This window comes from Bradyrhizobium sp. BWC-3-1, from assembly GCF_032917965.1.
Classification (GTDB): domain Bacteria; phylum Pseudomonadota; class Alphaproteobacteria; order Rhizobiales; family Xanthobacteraceae; genus Bradyrhizobium; species Bradyrhizobium canariense_D.
On the sequence record NZ_CP136625.1, the window covers coordinates 7492347 to 7514701 of the forward strand.

Here is a 22355-nt window from a genome sequence, read left to right on the forward strand (position 1 = left end):
CAACGGCTGGACCAGCTTGCAACCGCGCTTTTTGATTTGCGCCTTCGACGCTTGATGGGCTAGCTGCCCTCAGGGACCAGCACGCCCCGGAATGAAACTACCAAACCTGGCTGTTCCTGCGATCCCGAATGAGGCGTACCGCAGTTCAAATCATGAGTCGTCCGGCCTCCGTCGGGCTGCCTGGGAGCTTCACTGATGTACACCCCGTCCTGCTTCCAACTTCTCGATATCGCCGACCTTCAACGGACAATGCGCGAGGCACGGACAGCGACACTGGTCACCGCCACTCACGAGGGGCTTGTTGGAACGATGCTGCCCGTAGTACTCGACGAGAGCGCAGGCTCGATGGGCACGATTTACGCGCACGTGGCGCGTGCTAATCCGCAGTGGAAGCTGACACCAACCGGCGAGGCGATGGCAATTTTCGGTGGGGCGGAGGCCTATATCAGCCCTTCATGGTACGTGACCAAACACGAGAGAGGCGAGGCCGTACCAACGTGGAACTATGTCGCTGTGCATGCCTACGGACCAGTTGAGTTCTTCGAGGATTCCGATCGGCTCCGCGAGGTAGTCACGCGGCTGACTGATGTACATGAGCGCTCAAGCAAAGACCGCTGGGCGGTCTCGGACGCACCTGCCGATTTCATCAAAGCGGAGCTCGAGGGGATTATCGGCCTGCGATTGCAAATTACACGGCTAGATGGCTCACGGAAGATGAGCCAGAACCGCAATGCCGCGGATCGCGCTGGCGTCATCGAGGGCTTATCCAAGAGCAACCGTGAGGAAGACCGTCGTGCGGCTCACCTCATTCCGAAAGGATGACGAACCCGATCGAGGTATTGTAAACGAACCGGTGTCACGTGGACTTCCTCCACTTCCTCGACTGCTGTCCTTCTGCACAACCACGCGCGGGCGGCGGGTTTCTGCTCGCGGCAGGTGCTTTACACAGCACAGGAACGCGCGGCGTCCGCGAGCGGCACCGCGAACGCCCAAGCCGCTAGGCCAACTCCGGCTTTTATGGCGTGCAAGTCTCAAGAGATTTGCAAGGAGCCCTCCAAGCGTCTGGAATCTGACATTGCGGTCAGATTGCAGACTCTCTGACACTTCACGACAATCTGCGGTCGCGCACACTCCCGACGGGCAGCAAGAAACGCGAATGTCTCACATTTGCAAGGTCGCGCAGCTCACTTCTGTCACAATGATCGGGGCTCCCGGACCACCTGCTCGACCTCGAATTCGGCCTAAGACGTCCAAGAGACCTGTTTCGCCTGCTCGACGCCCTCCGGCGCAACGGGTATGCTGAACTGAAAGAAGGCCCCGCGAGGATCATTGGCGCCCGCCCAGATCCGGCCCCCATGCGCCTCAATAATGGAATGGCAAATGGCCAGCCCCATGCCCATGCCTTCTGACTTGGTGGTGTAGAACGCCTCGAACATACGGTCTGCGCTGTTTGGATCGAGTCCTGGACCTGTATCCCGAAAGCTGACCAATACATTATTCGAGCCATCTGTGCGCGTCGTGATCAGTAATTCGCGTTCGCCTTCGTTGATCTCGCTCATAGCCTCGATGGCATTCGTGATCAGATTGAGAATCACCTGCCGTACCTGAACGCGATCTGCCCGAACGAGCGGCAAAGCCTCAGGCCTTCGGGTTTGCACCCACACGTCATTTTGTGCAAGTTCCGCGCGGACTAGGGCCAACACCTCTAAGATCAATTCGTCAATTGCAAGAAGCTCGGTTTGCATGGGCGCTTTGTTCATAAGAGCGCGGATCCGACGGATCACGTTTCCTGCGCGCATACTGTCACGAACAATCAAACCGAAGGTCTGCCGAACCTCTTCCAGATTTGGCGGTTGAGCACCGAGCCAATTTAGCCCCGCCCCCGCATTACTGCTGATCGCGGCAATCGGCTGGTTCACCTCATGCGCGATCGAGGCGGCCAGATGTCCCATTGTCGTGATCCGATTGGCATGTGCAAGGCCCATCAGAGTCTCGCGATAGCGCCGTTCGCTTTCGCGGGCCTCCGCTTCCGCTCTCTTTCGTTCTGTCAGGTCCAGGACGAAGCCAACACCTTGGTCCTCTCGCGCATCGAACACGGCGAGGCCAATGAGCACTGGCACGCGACTGCCATCCTTCCGAACATACTCTTTCTCGAACTGCTGAACAGCTCCGGTCCTTTTTGCTTCTGTGTGAGCATCCATTGTGCGCTCGTGCCATTCTGGAGGCGTCAGATCGAGACCGTTCACTCGGCCTGCGAGGAGATCTTCTTGCTCGTATCCAACCATCGTGAGGAAGGCTTGATTTGCTTCGATGATCTCGCCCCCTTCGTGAATGATAAAGATTCCGATGATGTTAGCGTCGAGCAAGCGCCGGATTTTCGCCTCCCGTTGCTGAACTTCGCTGTACAACCGGCTGTTTTCGAGCGCTGTTGCAGCTTGAGAGGCAAGCATTTTCTGCATTGATGTTCGGGCAGCCGAGAATATGCGCGGGGCGAGATTATTCTCCAGATAAAGTACGCCGATCAGCTTGCCCTGCGTGATGAGTGGCAGGCAAAGAATAGAACGCGCTTTGCGCTCGCGGATATAAGGATCTTCGGCAAATGAAGGCTGGACGACAGCGTCTTCGAGAACCACGTTTTCGCGGACACGTAGCACGAAATGCAGCACGGATTCGGGAAGAGCCATCGGAGTTACGGGCTGTTCATCCACCTTTATAACGAGCGCATCTGCTACCGTTTTGCCTTCCGCTTCGATCCGTGGCTCGTCGCCATGCAGCAGAATCAACACACCTCTTTCGGCGCCGGCCTGCTCAATGGTAGTCCGCATAAGCTTGTCAATTAGCTTCTGAAGCACAATCTCGCCGGAAATCGCCTGAGACACTTTGATCACCGTCGCCAGATCAAGTTGCTCAACCGGAGCTCCGATCGTCATGCCATTCACGGCAAGCGGGGGCTCCTGATGCATGAGATGCGGATGCAGCTCCTCGAGTTGACGCACCTTACCATCCGCTCCCCAACGAAGGTAGCCGCGCCGCGCGTCCTGCAGGTAAACCCGGGAGATCCTGGCAAAACCGCGTGCAGCATAAAAGCGCGCTGCAAGTTCACAAGCGATCCCCTCGTGGTGGGGGAAACCGTTACGTCCTGCGGTTTGGATTGAGTCTTCGTACAGTCGCATTGCGTCTGCATCCCGGCATTCTAACCTCGCAATTTCAGCGCCGACCAAGGCAGCCCGATTCTCGAAGTTGTCGGGGCAATTCGTCGCCCATGTCTGCAGTTGCCTGTAATGAGCATCAATGACATCTCGGTGTGGCTGTTGTTCGCCTTCGCCCAGCCTGTCGCAATAACACGAGTGAGACAGCGCACCATAAAAGTGAAACTCCGCCGTCAAGGGCTCTGTTGGTATGGTCCATAGTTTGGGCTCGGCCTTCGAGCGAGCCTCAACAGCCGCAGCATAATCGCCGGATAGGAAGCGCGCCTGAAGTTTGCGGATCCAGTAAACGGTTTCGCTAGGTGACTCCGGACTTCCTGCCAACGATCGTTCAACGTCTAGCTCGTCAAATTGTTGGTCGTCGAAGCAACCGAGCGAGCGCGTGAGGCCGCGCATGGTTCTGACGATTGCGAGCTGAGCGGCTACCGCCTCAGCAGCAAATTGTACCTTTCTGTTCCGGATCGTAGCAGCGCTTTTCTCTAACTCGTTCTGTACCTCTTTCAGGTGATCTCCGGCCATCATCATACTTCCGGTTAGATGGACCGAACTGTACGCCTCATAGATGACATCACCGCTACTGACCGCGGCTTCGAGGGCTCGCCGGATCAAAACTCGGCCGTCTCTAAGCGGCTTCGTCCACGGGATCACGGTGGCTCCGACGGCCAAATAGACGTGAGCCCGAAAACGAGAGAACTCGCCGCGATCAGCCAGATCGCAAGCAAGACGACCAAATTTATCGGCCGCTTGGTAGTCACCGAAGCGTCCGGCCGAGATTCGGCCTAACCATGCGTAATGGGCGCAGGAAGCATCAGTGTTGCCGTGTTCGAGGCTGATGCTGACCGCTCGGCAGATCACTAAAGCGGATAAATTGGCGTCCGTGAAACCTGCAGCCGGAAGAATCCGCGTCAACACGGCGAGCGTGGCAAGCGTGGCCTGGTCTGTCATTCGAGGCAAACCAGCAAGATCCTCGATTGCGTCGGGCAGCTGTGACCACATCCGCTGATATTCGGCCAGCATTTCCTGGTCCGTCGGACGCTGCGACCACTCGATCCCGACGTCGCGAAGATATTCGAGACCTATGAGCACTGCCCGGCCGTGCTGACCTAGCGTCAAGTAAAGATCGACCCGCAAACATGCGACCGTTGCTCGTTGTGGCCCGTTCAAAGCTCGCTTCGACAGTGCGGACAAGAGACGCTCTGCAATCTCCAGCTGGCCTACCAAGAATTCGCATTCGGCCCGGCTGGTCTCGAGTGCGAACGCGAGCTCGCGGCGCCTTTGCCAAAAATTGGGCGCGAGCAGCGCAGCACCGACGGTGAAATATGTTAGCGCCGAGGCGTAGGCCGCCGAGGCCTTGGCACGCTGCCCTGCGATCAAGTTCAACTCGGCGAGCTGCTCTCGCTCCTGACCGGAAGCGATGAGCGCGACGCCTCGATTGAGCTGACTGACAATGTCGAAGATGGCCTCTTCGCGTTTGTGCGCAGGGATGTGTGCCGCGAGCATCCGACCGATCCGCAGATGGGAAGGAGCGCGCGAGGATTCCGGCATCAGCAAGTAGGCCGCCTCTTGAACGCGATCGTGGACAAAGCGGTAGGCTGTCCCATGCCGCACGATCAGTTCCTGCCGGATTGCCGGCCACACGGTCGCGTGCACTTGCTCCTCTGGAATTTCGAGCACAATCGCAAGCTCCGCCGTCCCGGCGATGTTGCCGAAACAGGCCAGCTGTTGCAGCGCTTCCTGCGTTTCCTTGGGCAGCCGGATGAGCTTGCCGAGCATCAGATCGACGACGTTCTCGGTGTACGCTTTTGCGTGAATTCGCTGCAGATCCCAACGCCAGCGCGCCGACACGTGATCGAACGTCAACAGCTGCTCTCCGGCTAGTTCAGACAAGAATTGAACGGCGAAGAACGGATTGCCCATCGTCTTCTGATGCACCAACTTCGCAAGCGGGGCAGCGCGTTTTGGTCCGCAGCGAAGGGTATGCGCGACCAACTGCCCGACGTCGTCTGCGCAGAGCGGCGATAGCGTGATCTCCTGTAGATTTAGGCCGGCTCTCCCGATGGACTCGAGCTTGCGTTTGAGCGGATGATCTGCATCAACTTCGTTGCTGCGGTAAGCTCCAATAAGCAGCAGGTGCAGATCCGGCTGGGTCAGCAGATCCTCGATCAGGTCGAGTGTTGCGGCGTCATACCACTGCAAATCATCGAGGAAGAGCACCAATGGATGGGTTCGCCGGGCGAACACGCCAATAAAGCGACGAAACACGAGCTGGAAACGGATTTGCGCTTGGCGGGCTGGAAGCTCAGCAACCGCGGGCTGCTCGCCGATAACAAGGCTCAAATCGGGGATCAATTCGACCATCAGCCGTCCATTCCCACCGAGCGCCTCCCGGAACGCCTGCCGCCAAGTCGCGAGTTCGCCCTCACTTTTGCTGAGAAGAGGACGCACAAGGCTCTGAAAGGTCTGCACTAGTGTCGCATATGGCACATCGCGCTTCACTTGGTCGAATTTGCCTGATGCCAAGAGCCCGCGGTAGGGCACGAGTACTTTGTGTAGCTCCTGGACGAGCGAAGACTTACCGATGCCGGAATAACCGGCAACCAGCACCAACCTCGGCGCGCCGCTCTTCACCGCTCGATCGAAAGAGCCAAGCAAGGTCTCGATCTCGCGGGCTCTCCCATAGAGCTTCTCGGGGACGATCAACCGATCAGGTGTGTCGTCTGCACCAAGTTCAAAAGGCTCGATGCGACCATGGTTGGCCCATGCTGCCAGACAGTGTTGCAGATCGTGTTCAAGGCCAGCGGCAGTCTGGTAGCGTTCCTCGGCGGTTTTCGCGAGGAGTTTCATCGTAATGTGAGAGATTGGCTCCGGGACATTTTGCGATTTCTCGAGGGGCGGTGTTGCTTTTCTTGCAATATGACAATGAATCCACTCCAACGGGTCTGAGCCCGTGAACGGCAGCGCGCCGGTCAGCATCTGGTAGAATATCACGCCAAGGGAATAGAGATCACTGCGAGAGTCGACCGAGCGATTCATTCGTCCGGTCTGCTCGGGCGCCATGTAGGGCAGCGAGCCGGCGATGAACTCGGCAGGCTCAAGCGGCACCCGCTCGCGGGAAAGCCGGGACGCCAGCCCGAATCCGGTGAGTCGCACTTGTTCGTCAGGACAATTGACCAGAATGTGACCGGGTTTCAGGTCCTTGTGGATTAAGCCGCGGCGGTGGAGCTTGCCCACGGACCTCGTGACACCAATAGCAAGGCGCAGGAAGCGCTGAGGCTCCATGCCGACTCCAACTAAGTTTAGCAGCGGCTCGCCGCATGGATCCTCCAGGACCAGCATGGTACGACCAGCTTCCCGGATGAGTTCCAGAGGCCGCACCGCCCATGCCTCATCTAGCTCCTCTCTCAGCTCATACTCGTGGGCGAGGCACTCGATCGTGGCGGGGTGTTCCGCGGTGGGCCGCACGAGAAGCACGACAGCCTTGCTGCCGTTGATTTGCCACCACGCACGGCAGAACACACGACCTCCGTCGCTCCACAGGGGCTGGATGTCGTTGTCGAGATTTGAGCCGAACACAGTTCGGCTGGGAGGGTCGCGCGGCATTTGCCTGACCAGACTAAGAAGACGCGCGCCAAATCTGACACATAAGAGGCGCCATTGTGAAGGAACTTCGCAAAATTCGCTGCAGGGTCCGGATCATGGCCGCCAAAGAGAGCCCGCAGCAAGCACAAACGGACGCACGCTGTATGTTAGAGCCCGATCGTGTCGATCGAGCGCAGCCCTGCGCGCAGCTCGAGCCCGGGCGGCGGCTCCGGACTACGCAGCGCGCCGGCGCGGAAGGAGTCCTTCGCGATAGAGCGACTCAAGCCGAAGGCTTCCCACGCCAAGGACAGCGGCTCGATTGACGTGTGGCCGAAAATGCCGCCACTAACAATGAAGCTGTTTGGCACGTCTACTTTGAAGAGGAACAACTCGCCCGGCTGGAGCGCCCGAAACTGCGTGGTGCCGCTGGGTTGCCACGAAAACGTCCTTTGATCTGCTTCCGCTTCATCTCTTCCCTTTGGCAGGTTAAAGATACCTGGAATACCGGGCCGCCCTCTGATTTCGTATTTCAAGGCGGCGGCACGGACAAAGCCTGGCAGCAATCCTCTTGAGGCAAATGTAGGGGACGGTTGTCGCCGGTCCAGCGGCGATCGAACCTCTCAACCACGAGCACACGGTTGCCTTCAAACTCCTCGATCGCGATGGCGGCGCTCGGAAGTCCGAGAGCTGCTGTCAGCTTGAGGCAGAAGAACTCATTCTCGACGCTGTAGGAAAGATTGAGGCCGTTCGGCAGTCGGTCAAGCTGCGGTTTGAGAATGTGCGTCGTGGCTGTAGTCGCCAGCGGCTTGTACCAACGCCCTTTCCAGAACAAGAGCGCGGTCTTTTCCTGGGCGCCGGCGATCGAGATCCGAAAGTCCTCGTCCCACCAAGCTCAAGGAGAGCCGATGCAAAGGTCGCCGAGAAGCCGGGCGATTTCCTCGTCGTCAACGGGTCTGTCGTCAACAGCCCCGGCAGCGCCGGGTTCGATGCCGTCCGGCAGGAATTGCAATGGGCCGACGCAGTCCCGTCCGACACCAGTGAGTAGGTCGTAAGCGTCGATGCCCTGAGCGTGGACTCGCTCCGCCATACGACGGCGGATGGGCATGCTGTCGGGCAGGAGATTGTCCGAAACGGCGACGACGGCGGCACCGATATAGCGGTCCCTCACGCAGAGCAGAGATAGCGACAGGGGCAGCATGCTCCCAGGCAAGCCAGGACGGATCGTACTGAAAGTCGATTGCGCCGACGAATGGTGTCCTGCAATGCGCGTTCACCGGCTTCGGATCGAGGAGAGCACAAGGTTCGCTTTGTGGGCAACCTCGGATCGGCACATACTTTGATCCGTCATCTCCTCGACGAAGATGGGTGCGCTGCCAAAAACCCAGTGAGGCTCCTTACAAGCTCGGTTGCAGCGAACGATCGTGTCCCGTGGCGTGGTGTAGCTGGCGGCGGGTCACCGCGTTCACCGGCTGGAGCCGGGCTGGTCAGCTGGCGATAGCCGTGATGCTGACGCTCGGATCATCGCTCAACGGCGCGATGGTTTCCAGTGTCATGTAGCGGGCACGCTGGACGGCCCATTCATCATTCTGTTCGAGCAGGATCGCGCCGATGAGGCGAGTGATGGCGTCCTCGTTGGGGAAGATGCCGACCACCTCGGTCCGCCGTTTGATCTCACCGTTGAGACGCTCGATCGGGTTGGTCGAGTGCAGCTTGGTCCGATGCTGTGGCGGAAAGGTCATGTAGGCGAGCACATCGGTCTCGGCCTCGTCGAGGAAGCCGGCAAGTTTGGGCAGCTTGGGGCGGAGCTGGTCGGCGACCTTGCGCCACTGGGTTCGCGCGGCCTCGACGTCGTCTTGGGCAAAGGCGGTGGCGATGAAGGCGGACACGACGCGCCGCCCGCTCTTGCCGGCATGCGCCAGCGCGTTGCGCATGAAGTGGACGCGGCAGCGCTGCCAGCTGGCGTTGAGCACCTTGGCTACGGTGGCCTTGATGCCCTCATGGGCGTCGGACACGACCAGCTTGACGCCGCGCAGGCCGCGGCGGGCAAGCTTGCGCAGGAAAGCCGTCCAGAATGTCTCGGCCTCGGAAGGGCCGATGTCCATGCCGAGAACCTCGCGTCGGCCGTCGCTGTTGACGCCGACCGCGACAATCACCGCGACTGAGACGATGCGGCCATTCTGGCGCACCTTCACGTAGGTGGCGTCGATCCACAGATACGGCCAGTCGCCCTCGATCGGACGGGCGAGGAAGGCCTTCACCTTGTCATCGATCTCGCCGCACAGCCGGCTGACCTGGCTCTTGGAGATGCCGGTCATGCCCATGGCCTGGACGAGGTCGTCCACCGAGCGGGTCGAGACGCCCTGCACATAGGCTTCCTGAACCACGGCGGTGAGCGCCTTCTCGGCCATGCGTCGCGGCTCCAGGAAGCCCGGGAAGTAGGAGCCCTTGCGCAGCTTGGGGATGCGCAGCTCAACCGCGCCGGCGCGGGTCTCCCAGATCCGGTCGCGGTAGCCGTTGCGCTGGGCCAGGCGTTCGGGGCTCTTCTCGCCGTAGGCCGCCCCGGTCTGGCCTTCCACTTCCAGCTCCATCAGGCGCTGGGCGGCAAAGCCGATCATCTCGCGCAGCAGATCGGCGTCGGGGGTCTTCTCTACCAGCGTGCGCAGGTTCATCATGTCTTCGGTCATCGGTGGTTCCTCGGTTGCGTTGGCGTGTCGCAACCCGATCCTACCGGAGAACTGCCGGTGACCACCGCAAAGCCGCCCGCCCGCTACGGCGCTATTTGAAGGCGCGCGTCCGGGCGGCTTTGCTCTACCGAGCTACACCACCACCGGGGACACGACCCAGCGAACCCGTCTTCGGTAGCCCTTTCGAATGGAGACGGCTGCGATTCTGAACAACGTGTTCCTTGCCCTAACCAAGGCCGGCCACCAGCCTTGGATTGGCGAACAACCCCGCAATGTCAGCATGACAGTGGGCCGTTAAGACGATCTCGTTCACGCTCGACCACCCGGGGCCAGGACGCAGGCCAACGGACGACTCCAAACACCGCATGAAGCTTCCGAAACCCTCCGACTGGAGATCCCAGCCACTGGAGAACAGCGGAACGCCTTCTCGTCCCAGTCGCGCTGCGACAGATCTAACTTGCCAACTACGAACTCCACCTAGTCGGCTCGAGAGATGCTAACTCGATCAATCTACAAGACATGTACAACGTGACCCTACGTACGATTCAAGCCTTTCCCGTCTGTGTGAAGTAGCAGGGAGTCACCACCTACTTTGGCTGCTAAACGAGTCTCAGTTTTGCCACGCGGGTCACATCATCTGGGACACCATCACCACGGATGTACTGGCGATGTGGGGCGAACCCGGCACACTTCTTCTCAAAGGAGTGCGCCGGGCCGCCTTAATGAGTTGCGTCGGAAGATTGATGAGCTAGTGGGCGGTTGGCGGCTGCTCCAAGCGGACCGCTCGAGCCAGTTTCAGCCCTATACTGCGGCATTGAGGAGCTAAGCTTCGAATCAGCGTGCTCGATACGCACCTATGGTGCCCGCCAATCCCGCGAATGCGCCCTCTCCATTTGAATTACACACATCATCTTCGGATACGAGCAGCGAAGCAATCGGCAGGACGCACGAACGTGGGCGCCCCCGCAGCTCGAGATGATTACATTTCCTACAAAGCACGACCGAAAGGACTTGAATCGCACCATGCGTCAGGTTGTACGAAACCGATGCAAGGTGCTTTCCCAAGCTCGCTAAAGACGCAACTCACAGGCGCTCTGGCGACGCAAAAAAGAATTTATGTGCTGATGCCGCTGCTACTCGTTCTGATGTCCATTTTCTTTACTGCGGGTGCGATAGTCTACGCCTCATGCCGATCTCAACAACGCCGGCGGGATCGGCGCATGCACAGGCACATTGGCCCCAATTCGCTCAGCTCGCGCCCCCGCGTGCAGCTACCGAGGCGGCGGGCATTTTGATCCGGCCGCTTAACGAGAGTCCGCCGACGCCTCATGCGCCCTGCCAAGCGGCATCCGCCGCCAGCTAGAGCGAGCGCCGCAACTTGGCTGCTGATTGATTTGATCAATGCCGCCGGGCCGTTCCAACGGGACGGCGGACAGACGGAAGCCAGTTCTCGACCACTCGGGCCCTTTTTGCTAGACTTTCGTGATAATGTCTTACGCACGCAAACGGCTGGCCGTTCGCATACCTGGAAGATCTCAGAGATTTGCACTGCGCGAAAGCTCCTGAGAAGGCCGCCACGAGCAACTTTTGGTCGTGGCTCCACGGAACTTCTACCACGATTGCAAAGTGAGGCTTTTATCGTGACCAAGCGCTCTGAACCGCGGAAGCAAGCCGCAACTGTCGAAGGGCCGGAGGTGAGACCGAGCGTGTTGGTCGTCGACGACGACCTCTCAATGCGCGAATCGCTCGTCAACCTGTTTCGTTCGATCGGTCTAGACGTTGTTGCTTTCGGATCGGCCCAGGAACTGCTCCAGAGCGAGCTTCCTGATGTTCCCAGCTGCCTTGTGCTTGATATCAGACTGCCAGGCTTGAGCGGGCTGGAGCTCCAGATTGAATTAGCCAAACTGAAGGTTCACATTCCCATTATTTTCATCACCGCTCATGGCGATATTCCGATGACCGTCAAAGCGATGAAGAATGGAGCAATCGATTTTCTCGGCAAGCCGTTTCGCGATCAGGAACTGCTCGATGGAGTGGTCGCAGCGATCGAACAGGATCGCAAGAGACGAGCTATAGACAAGGTTGTCACGAAGCTGCAGTCCTTGTTCGAGGCTCTAAGTCCACGAGAGCAGGATGTCTTGAGACTGGTCGCCACGGGCCTCTTGAACAAACAGGTAGCCGCGGAACTCGGGCTTGCCGAGATTACAGTCAAAATCTACCGGGGGCACGTGATGAAGAAGATGGGTGCTCGATCACTAGCCGATTTGATTAGAATGGCGGAGAGGCTGGGAATTGGGACCGACCGTTTCAGAGTACAAACCTAAGTATGATTTTACAATTTCTTCGTACACGCGCACCCTTCAGCTGGCCGCCATGCTTCGGCCAGTGCCTTCGCCCAACCAGGACGGGTGGTCTTGTCTAACACTATTTCCGTTGTCGACGATGATCCTTCAATTCGTGTCGCGCTGAACAACCTCTTGAAATCACAGGGCCACATCGTTCATACGTTTGCTTCGGCCGAGGAATTCCTGGAGTCGTCTCAATTGAACAGCACGTCCTGTGTAATTGCAGACGTGCAGATGCCCACGATGAGCGGCTTTGAACTTTTAGAACAGATGCGGGCCCAAGGCCACGCTGCGCCATTCATTTTGATTACTGCCTTCGCGGATGATCGCACGCGAGCCCGCGCTTTGAGCGCCGGCGTGACCGGCTTTTTCGCTAAACCGTTTCCCGCTCCGGAGTTGATGGCCTGCGTCGATGAAGTACTCCGCGAGCACCGTCCCGGAACAAACGCCTGAAAGCGGGGCAAGCAATCTGGACCAAGCCGCGCCCGCGCGGCGCTCACGATGTCGATCAACGCGCGATTGCTCGTGCTTACCCCGCGCCAGTGGCGACCATCACCTTTTGATGTAGCCGCACTCCTGTCGCTGTTGTCGCACTTTCGACGTCTGGTTGAAGCACTTGCTAGTCCGGGCCCCTGACAACATGCCTCCCGTATGATCGCGTAATCCGACGAGGCCGAAGCGCTCGTCGCGTTAATCTCGGCCGCGAGCAGGACCCGATCCGCACCGTCCGCGGCGCCGGTTACGCGCTGGATGATCGGTTTGCCAAGGCGGAGCAGGTCTAGGAGATTTGCGGTGTGATGTTGGCAGACGTGATCTAGCGGGCTGCGGCCGCAATCTCCGAGGTCGTCCCGGCGAAGGCCGGGACCCATAACCACCGAACGTGGTTTGGCAAAGACTCGGATTGACCCTTTCGCACGACAATTCCGCGCTCGGAGTACTGGTCCCGGCCCCCGTGCGCAAGTGCGCACTAGGCCGGGACGACATTGAACGCAGGAGCGCGCGATCTTGAGTGCGACAACCATTGCTGAGTTCGGCGCGAAAGTGCCACGGATCCGGCCGCCGAGTTTGGGGGAAAAGGAGGCGGCGATCGCGGCCAACATCACGGAGTTTGTCAGACGTTCGCTGCGGAATTCCGAGAAGCCGCAAAGACGTATGTTGGCAGATCGAATGTTGGCGGATCGAACGGTTTGCACCGCCAGATCCGCTAAATTCGGTTCGATCCCAGCAACTCTTCGGACTGAAGCACCGGAAGCTTACGCATCCGTTGGAATGGCAACACAAGTGCCGCTGGCAGATTCGATCTCAAGCCATGCCTTTGCTGCCGAATCCATCCACGCCGACGACTGCCCGGCGATTGTGTCGACCAAGCGCAAGGCCAAAACCGGTCGGGCGGCGGGCGTGTCCTTCTAGTCCCTGAGACCGTGGCCTGAGCATGTCGCTTCCGGCTCGCGGTATCCTGACGCAAGGTACCGCACGCATGCGCAACGTCTTCCCGCGCGGCTAGGTAAACCTGTTCGCGAAAGATGACTTAACACGGGGGCCGTCGCTGGATGGGGACGAAGCTACTAGAGATGGTAGCTTTGTTCCGCCTGGTTCTCAGGTAACCCGTTGGAGCTGATTTTTAGATGCGCTACGCGCAACCCAAACGATGCCGAGAGGCGCGGAACCCGCGGTCATGGCCTGCCAGTCCTGCACGATGTTGGCCCGCGTTGTTTCATCGGGCAGATTGTCTGGTCGACGCGACGACCGCATGGTTGGAGTACACAGGGGAGCCGAATGAAGACAATTGAAACGCTAGAGTCCAATGTGCGTGCGTACTCACGTTCCTTTCCTGCTGTCTTCAATGGGGCGCGCGGTTCAATTATGTTCACAGAGGGCGGCCGAAAGGTCATAGACTTTCTGTCTGGCGCTGGAACGCTAAACTATGGCCACAACAATCAGCAGATCAAAGCAGCAATCAGCGACTATCTGGAGTCGGACGGGGTCGTCCACGGCTTGGACATGGCCACTCCAGCAAAAGTCGAATTCATGGAGACCTTTAGCTCTGTTATTCTTCGGGAACGGAATCTTTCCTATCGCTTTCAATTCACCGGGCCTACAGGAGCTAACGCCGTTGAAGCAGCTCTAAAGCTCTCGCGTAAAATCACAGGGCGTCACAACGTCATTTCTTTCACGAACGGATATCACGGCCAAAGCTTGGGAGCCACAGCCGCGAGCGGTAACCGCTTTTACCGTAAAGCCAGCGGGATTCCCTTATCCGGCACAACTTTCATGCCCTATGATGGGTATCTTGGCTCCTCGTACAGTCCGGCGGATTACGTTCGAAAGGTGGTAATGGACGAGAGCAGTGGTACTGATCTTCCAGCCGCCATTCTCGTCGAAACCGTGCAAGGAGAGGGAGGCATTAACGTCGCCGGCAAGGAATGGCTGCAGTCAATGCAGGCTTTGGCAAAAGAGGTCGGAGCTATTTTCATAGTTGACGATATCCAAATGGGCTGTGGTCGCACAGGTGAGTTCTTCAGCTTCGAGTTCGCTGCGTTGTCGCCAGACATTGTCGTGATGTCGAAATCGCTCAGTGGTTACGGCTTGCCATTGTCGATGCTCTTGATCAAGGAAGCGATCGACGCATGGGAACCAGGCGAGCATACGGGAACATTTCGCGGAAACAACCTTGCACTCGTTTCTGGCAAGGCGGCATTGGATCTGTATTGGCGCAACCAGACGTTCTCGCAACAGATCCAACGCTTGGGTGCATTTATGCGGCGTCGACTCGATGCTATCGCGCATCAGCACGGAAACGAGTTTGCCGTTCGTGGACGCGGCATGGTATGCGGCTTCGATTGCAAAACGAGCGAGATCGCAGAGGCGACGTCACGGAGAGCATTTATGAAGGGATTGATTATCGAGCGATGCGGACCGACGGATCAGGTTGTCAAGTTCTTGCCTGCACTTACGATCGCCGAAGAAACGTTGGAACAAGGGCTCGATATATTCGAGGAGTCATTGACTGAAACCTTGAAGTTGACCCGACCAAGCTAACCTGCCGGCACACGAGAGACACTGGTCTTAGCGACAGCATCGCCGCCAACGACACTGGCGTCGGCCCTTGCTTCGCGCCGAAACGGTCAGGGGTTGTGAGGCAATAATGTGGAGCTAACGCCTGAACGCCAGCGCTGTTTGTGATCCGCTGAGTCGCTGGTGCGCGGAACGCCTTGCTCCCTGCTTGGTCCGCAACACGTGAGTGTGGAGCCCCCTAGGTCCGCCGAAGGCGACCTCGTTGGCGGAGCGGAGTCGAATGGTGTAGTAGGCCTTCAAAGTGCTGCGCGACGAGTTATTGAATGACGATGACGATCGCATCTAAGCCAGTCCACAAGTGAGGAGAGTCCGCCCGCCGCTGCGATCTACCGCCTCATCCCCACGCCAAGCTCAGCTGATATTGATCGAGAAGCCTGCCTCGGCGACGTCGCGCACGCGCATCTGACCGTGCTCTTTCACGCACTCCTGCGTTAGATCTGGGCTCCTTGGAGCATTAGGTCATGTTGCTCGAACGCAGTTGGTCATCCGCCCAAGTACGATCAACCAGGCCTCCCCCGGATGCACATAAGCGACGAGCTTCAGCTAGAGATGGTACTCCACACGCGCAGCCCGTTTCACGCCTGGCCTTCATGAGCACGGGTCCATCACACGGGTGCGGACTTTGTCAGGACCGTAGACATTCCGCAGCTGCGATCCAGCCGAGCCGTTTACACCATAAATGCGGCAGCAATCACTGCGGCGGCGGCTTTACGACAAAAGTCGTCACGGCAAGCGCGGTTCAGGCGTGAGTTGCACGAAGCCGAACGAGCAGCTCAATTCAAAAGCGTTGGTCCTCGGCTTTTGCTCCACAACTCGGAGCACCGATATCCGTGTGCCCCCAGCCCGATGCCATAGCCCCAAGTTGGCGTGATCGAGTTCAGCCATCAGACGCCCCGTTAGCTTGATCACCCCGGCGTCGACGGGACCAAATGTCGACTATGCTGGGCGAACCGAAGAAGCCCGACGCATCTGCCGGGTCCGAGATGCGTCGGGCTGAGTGGGAGACTGAGTGCGACAGTCTTCCTCCCAGAGCCGCGTCTGCAACTAGCATGCCGTGCCCGCACTGCTAGCCCAGCGTCTCAAACCAAATATCGGCTCTCTACCGCACAGTTTGCTGAGGCGTACAGAGATGCTCGGCCCACGGCTAGTTCCTCAAGGCCTAACCAGTTGAGCTTGTTGCCCTTCCAAAAACTCCCACCATCACCTTTCGTCTCAGCCAAAAATGAGGCAGAAGAAGCGGACAACGGACCGCCGGCTCATCAACAACAGATATCTAGATGTTTGATAGATTGCAACGCGTGACTGGAATAATGGCCCCGAGCTCGCGCACGACCGGGGCAAGCGATCGAGATCTGAGCTTAGATTTCGCGAAAGGTGCGCTCATTGTCTTGGTAATCGTTGGGCACCTGATCCAGTATGTCATCTATCGAGACGGCGGCTTTTGGTATTCGCCGTACTACAAAGCAATCTATATGTTTCACATGCCACTCTTTATGGCGATAAGCGGCTATCTTTCTTCTCGATCGTTGCTGCAGAAGTCGTTCACTCAGGCCGCCATCGCCCGTGCGACGCAGCTCTTACTGCCCATGCTGTTTTGGTGGGCGCTCATGGAGACAGCTAAGTCAGCGGCATTGTGGCGCGCGACCAGCCTAACTACCGGACTTTTGGAATTTGTAGACGATCTTGCCGGCACATACTGGTTCATCTGGGCCACGTTTGTTTCTTACCTTCTCATCAAGATACTCACCAGGCTGAGCCACCGATCGTTGGTCATATCTGGCTCAGCGATACTGATTGCACTCGTTCCTCTGACGTTCTCCATATCACCCTTGATCAGGTTCACTTACCCGTTCTTCTGCTTGGGATTCTTGTTTGCTCAATCGAACGAACGATGGGCGACTACATCGCGATCTCACAAGCCGCTCTTGATTTTATTTCTCTCGGTCTTGACTTGCGTATGTTTTGTAGCCTGGGGCAAGGACACTTATGTCTACAATAATCTTGGACTAATTCACGATTTTCGGTCGGCCAAAGACGTGCTTCTGATGTTTGTTGGCGCTGCAGCTGCCTCAGCAATCGCCATCGAACTCTTGCTGCAATGCTGGCGCTTTAGCCACTCAACCCGAATCGCCCGCTTTATAGCTATGGAGTTGGGCCAGACCACGCTGCTGCTCTACCTTGTCCAGGGTACCGTGTTCCGTCTAATGGATTTCATACAGCTCGGAGAACTTTGGGATCTCACGAGCCGGTTGATCATCGCGGGTCTGCTCGGGGCGGCAATTGTTGCGATCGCGCTAGTGGTCCGTTCGACTGTTCGCGGCGTTCCATATCTGTCTCAGCTCGTCCTTGGAATGCCACCGCGGTCAGGTCTCCCGCGAGTCAAACCCGCAATGAACTAGCTGTATGCATTTGATCGTCCGAGTACGGCAGGATGTTGCGATGGCATCGCCTTGTGCTGCCGCCGGAATAGCGTTCGAAGCCCGATCGGACGGCGTCGGCGTCCACCGGCCGAGCCGGTCGGCATAGAGTAACGTAACATGCGAGTAACCATCGTCCATTTCGGCACCTTATGGCAAGGCACTCTCAACTCGTTCCGGAAGCCGACGACAACTAGACTCCCTAGTCTTGCGGAGCCGCGCGTCTTCAGGCCAGCGCATCGGCAGCGTCATAGACGCCCGCATATATTTCGTGCAGGTCTCCTGGTGTTACACAATATGGCGGCATCACATAGATCGTATTACTGCAGCAAGAGATTGCGCACTTTAAAGAAGGCGTGAAGCTTCGGGCCGACGCCTGCCAATGGCCGGTATCCTTCGTCTTCAGATCGAGTGCACTGTGATGGCGCCGCTACGGCGAACGTTTGCAAAGCGCGGATCGCCGCGGAATGGTTCAATTGCCTGCTCTTGCATGGTTGCGAGCGCAGCAATGCGTCTGACCTGTCTTTCCACAGTTCCAGGTTAGCCTTGGCGGCGGCACAGGCCAGCGGATTTGCCGTGGACGAACTCGAGTGAAGGAATGTGCGTACGGTCTTTCGAGTAATGAGCATCGAAAATCCCTGGCCAGCACAGTGTCACAGCGAGCGGCAGCGCACCTCCCGTGAGGCCCTTGAATAGCACGCTCTATCTGGCACAACATTGGCCTGCTCACAAGTGAGATTGTTCCGGTGCGGCTCCAGCCCGTCATGACCTCATCGGCAATGAACAGGACGTCCGACGCCTCGCAGATCCGCTTCATCTCACTTAGCACCCAAGTTGGGTACCTCAGCATTCCGCCTGCCTCAACACCAGGCTCGACAATAAGGGCTGCGCGATTTTCGTGCCGACATGCTGATTCAAGCACATCAAGCGTTGCCTGCTCACGACCGCTCGCAGGGAATGGCATTGAGGTCAGGTCGAACAGGAGCGGTCCGTACGCCGCGTTGAAGACACCGCGGGCACCAATCGACATCGCGCCGAACGTGTCGCCGTGATAGGAGTGCTTGACAACGATGCGTGTTCCCTGTTTGCCTCTATTGTGCCAATAGCCGAGTGCCATGTTCAAGGGCGACTTCAAGCGGCTGAGCCACTGTCCGAGTAGAACACATGGTCCAAGCCTTGGCTTATGAGTTTCAAAAGGAGCCGAGCGACCTCCTCGGCCGGATCATGCGTGTAGCCGGCGAAAATGACTCGCTTCAATTTGCCGGCCTATTCGTGAATCGCGCTCACGATCTGCGGATGGCAATGGCCGTGAGTGACGACCCCACCAGGATGCGACTGCATCTATGATTCGATGATCATCCGCACTGTGGAGATAAGCACCGTCGCTACGCACAACCTTGGTCATCTCTTGTGAAGCGCATGCTGCGCGAATGGATGCCAGATGGGCCACCTGTTGTTTGGCTTCATGGCTGGAAGTCGCTGGAAATGAACGAGTCTTTGAAGACGACCCGTAGGCTGTCTGCCGTCAGAGGAGAAATCCAGGGCAGCCGGCCTAACCAACGCACCCGCGCGATGTCACAAATTGCGCTTTCAGTTTCAGCATTTCTTTCCCCCGATAATGCGATCCCAAGAATGTCGATCTGGCGCTTTCGCAAGGCCTCAATCGGCAGCAGGGAGTGATTGATGGTCCCGAGTAGCGTGCGGGCGCGGAGCACGACGGGAAGCCGCCACCGCTCGAAGATGTCGATGTAGAGTGGGCTACGGTTCAGCGGCACCATCAGCCCGCCGGCGCCTTCGATGACGAGCGGTCGCTCCCCGGCCTGCGGCCCGATGAGCGAATCCGGGGTCGATGCGAATTCCGTCTGTCTCGGCCGAATGATGCGGGGAAGCGGGTATTTTAAGGCGGTAACGCTCCGGAACGATCCGATCGGCCGGAAGACCGCTCAGCCGTGCAACCAGCTGGCTATCGGCCTCCCCTTCAAAACGATTCTCGCCAACGATATAGGGCAGGATCTGCGAATTCGAAGGACTTCTCTCGCCTCGCACAGCCATCTCCCGATGCAAGAACGCGACCAGCTTCGTCAACCGTTCTTCGCTCCGGCTCCTCCTGCAGGATCAAGAGAGACTCCCGCACGGCCGCCGCCATCAACAGCGACCGAGCGGTCGCGAAGATGAACGGGCGACAGCGATTGATCGTGCGCAGCACGCCAGTGGCGGTGACAAGCGCGCCGGAAGTTCCCAGCGCCTTACCGCAGGTATGAACAACGAGGAGATTCTCGCGTCCTTCATAGGCCGCCGTGAGCCCTCGCCCTTGCTCGCCGTAAACGCCCGTTGCATGAGCTTCGTCGACAACCATGAACGCGTCGTGCAGGTGCGCGATCCCGAGCAGGTCTCCAAGCGGTGCGACTTCGCCATCCATGCTGTAGAGGCTCTCGACTACGATCCAGACCCGCCCGGCTCCTGCGGCCGGGCGCCAGTCGCAAATTGCCGCTTTCGATAGCCTGCGGATTGTTATGGGCACTGATTCGAAACGCTGCTCGGCCCGTTCGCGCTCCTTCATGAATACTGGCGTGAACCGGCGAATCAAGGACGAGCAGGTCGTCTTGTTGCGACAGCCTTGTCAGCACAGCAACATACCCGCAATGACAGAATTCATTCATCACTCGCTGAGCAACGATGGACGCCGCAAAACTCCCAACTGGCCGGACAGAGTCTTCCCGCGTTGGCTTGTGGGTTCAAACTTGCAGGATGGGATCTTCTCGATCAGCCGGCACAATGCGCGGCCTGAAGATGCTCGCATCCTCCTCGTCAAGTGACGCGTATGCAACAATACTTATCTTATCTGCGGGCATTGCCAGTCGCGCCGCCGCACCGTTTACGTCTACGGTGCCGGACCCTTGTGGCGCTTCGGTCACAAACGTTGCAAAGAGTGTTCCCGTCTCGAGGTTGTACAGTTCGACGCGAACGTTAATCTGATACCGGCCGCGTCCAGCAGCGCGCGATCAATCGAGATCGAGCCTTCATAGTGCAGGTCGGATTCAGTGACGAGGTGCAATGAATCGTTCCCTTCAATCAGGACAATCTGCATTTCTTTACCTACGCTGATGGCTTGCGCGCGCCACGCCCATTGTTCTGGATGACTTAAGCGGGTCAGACATAATATCGAGCCGGGCTAGCACACTTGCATCCCGGTCAACTTGCGGATTTTTGGTCGTCAGCAACACATCGCCGACAAAGATGGAATTCGCACCAGCCAAGAAGCATAGGGCCTGGAGTTCATCAGTCATGTACTCACGCCCGGCGGCCAACCGTATGACGCTGTTGGTCATCATGATCCGCGCGGTCGCCACCAGGCGCACCAGTGCAATCGGATCGGGACGCTCCGCCGTGAACCTCACCGGCACGCCATTCACCTCGTTCCAGAGCTTGATCCGGATGCTTTCCGGATGGTTCGGAAGATTGGCGAGCAGTAGCAGCATGCCGAGACGGTCCTCGGCGTCGTCACCGATGCCAATAATTCCGCCGCAGCAGATTTTGATGCCCGCCTGCCGCACGGGCGTAAGAGTGTCGCTTGGCTCTTGCAAGGTCCGGGTCGTGATGATGCTGCGGTAGAACTCAGGCGAGGTGTCCACGTTGTGATTGTAGAAATCGAGGCCGGCGTCGGCGAGCCGTGCGGCGTGCTTTGGCGTGAGCATGCCGAGCATTACGCACGTCTCCATGCCACAATCTTTAACGGCGGCAATCATATCGCAGACCTGATCGAGGTCGCGGTCCTTTGGATTGCGCCAGGCCGCGGCCACGCAGAAGCGGGTCGCCCCTGCGGCCTTGGCCCGTTGCGCGGCGGAGACCACGTCAGACCGATCCATCAAGCGAGCCGCCTTCAGTCCACTGGATACAAGCAACACCCACATGCGCAGCTCCGGAAACGCACTCTTGCCCGGTATTGAAGGAGAAATACCGCCGAGTTGCGCGGGCCATCGCGCGCATATCAGGCTAATAGCCGGCCCGCCTTCCAGGATTTGATCGCAGCATCGAGGCACGCGCAACAACGCTGCCCGACGCGCCTCACCCAGGTCACTAGCCGATGCGTACGTAGTTGCGCCCCGTAGGTCCTTTACTGATGCGAGGATTTGGCCGCCCGCAATGTGTACCGGATCGACCGATCCGCTCTAATTCGTCACCTGGCCGATTCCTCGCTGGCGTTGTTATGCGCGTCATATTGCGCACAATAGACGAGCCGATTCTGCGGCGTGCCTTGCCGCTTTGAGAAGCGCAGCGGCCTTTGGTGCGCAGAGTGGTGCCCGCGGGCCCTTGGCGGGCCTGTGGCCGCCTAGGCTCCAGCGCCACTGCGCTCTCGATTACGTGCCGCCGCTCGACTTGGCATCGATGCGGCCGGGTCCGTTAAGACATGGCACTCATCTGCGCAAACAGAATTGCCGCTTCAGACGGCCCCAGCCCGACGATGCCCACGAAGGCTGACGGAGGCATCGGAATGACCTGACGGGTCGGCCTCCAGAGATGCAGGCAATAGCGACTGTTGTTCACATACTGTGACTGAGGAGGATGCAGCTGCATCACGCATTCCTCCTGATGCCAAAACAGATTTTTGGCGAGACACATCTCCTCCCAATTTGGAGATCGCCGAGGCGTCGACACAGAGACATGCTCCCATCCCGGACGAACGAAGCCGATGATCTTGAGCTGGCAGCCACAAGGCCCCTGCACGAAGAAGAGACCGGAAGGACCAGATCCGGGTGCGGTGGCGAACCGGCCATCGCGCACGCGTCCCGCTTCGAGCCTTTCTACAATTTGCTTCCTCACACCTCCTCCCTCTTTTGACCGATAGGGTCGAATCCGGCACCACTCGTGTTGTCCGACTCATACATTGACCGGCCGCCGCGCCGGCATGGGCAATCCCAACTACTGCGGACCATCTGCACCAAACTTAGTTGGAAGACGAACATCGGCTTTGTCCGGATCGTCCAGCGGAGAGTTTCTCCTGCAGTTTATCTTTCGACATCTGAATCTTTCCTTGGATTTTCTCGTCAT

Annotated in this window: 14 protein-coding genes and 4 pseudogenes; 7 read left to right on the forward strand and 11 right to left on the reverse strand. The window is 58.4% G+C overall.

Annotated elements, in window-relative coordinates; translation table 11 throughout:
- Positions 1-195 precede the first annotated feature (195 nt).
- Positions 196-822, forward strand: a complete 627-nt coding sequence (locus RX329_RS36100) for an FMN-binding negative transcriptional regulator (RefSeq protein ID WP_317245111.1) — start codon at positions 196-198, stop codon at positions 820-822.
- A gap of 419 nt (positions 823-1241) precedes the next feature.
- Here RX329_RS36100 and RX329_RS36105 read toward each other — a convergent pair whose 3' ends face one another.
- The 5 genes from RX329_RS36105 to RX329_RS36125 all read right to left on the reverse strand — a co-directional run bounded on the left by RX329_RS36105 (position 1242) and on the right by RX329_RS36125 (position 9469).
- Positions 1242-6806 (reverse strand): AAA family ATPase, encoded by a 5565-nt coding sequence (locus RX329_RS36105; RefSeq protein ID WP_317245112.1) that lies wholly within the window; start codon positions 6804-6806, stop codon positions 1242-1244.
- Between the two features lie 146 nt (positions 6807-6952).
- Positions 6953-7318, reverse strand: coding sequence for a hypothetical protein (locus tag RX329_RS36110; protein WP_317245113.1), 366 nt, complete (start codon positions 7316-7318; stop codon positions 6953-6955).
- The gene (locus RX329_RS36115; protein ID WP_317245114.1) at positions 7315-7617 is read right to left on the reverse strand and encodes a HipA domain-containing protein; all 303 of its coding nucleotides are present in this window, start codon (positions 7615-7617) and stop codon (positions 7315-7317) included. The genes RX329_RS36110 and RX329_RS36115 overlap by 4 nt, the downstream gene beginning before the upstream one ends.
- A 60-nt stretch (positions 7618-7677) precedes the next feature.
- Positions 7678-7983, reverse strand: coding sequence for a HipA N-terminal domain-containing protein (locus tag RX329_RS36120; protein WP_317245115.1), 306 nt, complete (start codon positions 7981-7983; stop codon positions 7678-7680).
- 286 nt (positions 7984-8269) lie between these two features.
- Positions 8270-9469: an IS256 family transposase gene (locus RX329_RS36125; RefSeq protein WP_085348740.1), complete on the reverse strand. Its 1200-nt coding sequence runs from the start codon at positions 9467-9469 to the stop codon at positions 8270-8272.
- 1640 nt (positions 9470-11109) lie between these two features.
- Here RX329_RS36125 and RX329_RS36130 point away from each other — a divergent pair.
- The 6 genes and pseudogenes from RX329_RS36130 to nolL all read left to right on the forward strand — a co-directional run bounded on the left by RX329_RS36130 (position 11110) and on the right by nolL (position 17288).
- Positions 11110-11793, forward strand: coding sequence for a response regulator transcription factor (locus tag RX329_RS36130; RefSeq protein WP_085348765.1), 684 nt, complete (start codon positions 11110-11112; stop codon positions 11791-11793).
- Between the two features lie 84 nt (positions 11794-11877).
- Positions 11878-12267 (forward strand): response regulator, encoded by a 390-nt coding sequence (locus RX329_RS36135; RefSeq protein WP_317245116.1) that lies wholly within the window; start codon positions 11878-11880, stop codon positions 12265-12267.
- 236 nt (positions 12268-12503) lie between these two features.
- A pseudogene (locus tag RX329_RS36140) lies at positions 12504-12596 on the forward strand (DNA-binding response regulator); the annotation flags it as partial.
- Positions 12597-12819: 223 nt separating this feature from the next.
- Positions 12820-13224 (forward strand): hypothetical protein, encoded by a 405-nt coding sequence (locus tag RX329_RS36145; protein WP_157158632.1) that lies wholly within the window; start codon positions 12820-12822, stop codon positions 13222-13224.
- A gap of 366 nt (positions 13225-13590) precedes the next feature.
- Positions 13591-14853 carry a diaminobutyrate--2-oxoglutarate transaminase gene (ectB, locus tag RX329_RS36150; protein WP_317245117.1) on the forward strand — a complete coding sequence of 421 codons (1263 nt, stop codon included), beginning with the start codon at positions 13591-13593 and terminating at the stop codon, positions 14851-14853.
- Between the two features lie 1313 nt (positions 14854-16166).
- Positions 16167-17288, forward strand: coding sequence for a nodulation factor fucose acetyltransferase NolL (nolL, locus tag RX329_RS36155; protein WP_317245118.1), 1122 nt, complete (start codon positions 16167-16169; stop codon positions 17286-17288).
- A gap of 244 nt (positions 17289-17532) precedes the next feature.
- Here nolL and bioA read toward each other — a convergent pair.
- From bioA to RX329_RS36185, 6 genes and pseudogenes are all read right to left on the reverse strand, one after another.
- Positions 17533-18773: pseudogene (bioA, locus tag RX329_RS36160) on the reverse strand (adenosylmethionine--8-amino-7-oxononanoate transaminase).
- A pseudogene (bioD, locus tag RX329_RS36165) lies at positions 18770-19286 on the reverse strand (ATP-dependent dethiobiotin synthetase BioD); the annotation flags it as partial. The pseudogenes bioD and bioA, both read right to left, overlap by 4 nt.
- Positions 19285-19866: an aminotransferase class I/II-fold pyridoxal phosphate-dependent enzyme gene (locus RX329_RS36170; RefSeq protein ID WP_166517532.1), complete on the reverse strand. Its 582-nt coding sequence runs from the start codon at positions 19864-19866 to the stop codon at positions 19285-19287. The pseudogene bioD and the gene RX329_RS36170, both read right to left, overlap by 2 nt.
- 175 nt (positions 19867-20041) lie before the next feature.
- Positions 20042-20394, reverse strand: a pseudogene (locus tag RX329_RS36175) (aspartate 1-decarboxylase).
- 4 nt (positions 20395-20398) lie between these two features.
- Positions 20399-21217, reverse strand: a complete 819-nt coding sequence (gene bioB / locus RX329_RS36180) for a biotin synthase BioB (protein WP_317245119.1) — start codon at positions 21215-21217, stop codon at positions 20399-20401.
- A 490-nt stretch (positions 21218-21707) separates the two neighbouring features.
- Positions 21708-22127 carry a hypothetical protein gene (locus RX329_RS36185; protein WP_317245120.1) on the reverse strand — a complete coding sequence of 140 codons (420 nt, stop codon included), beginning with the start codon at positions 22125-22127 and terminating at the stop codon, positions 21708-21710.
- Positions 22128-22355 lie beyond the last annotated feature (228 nt).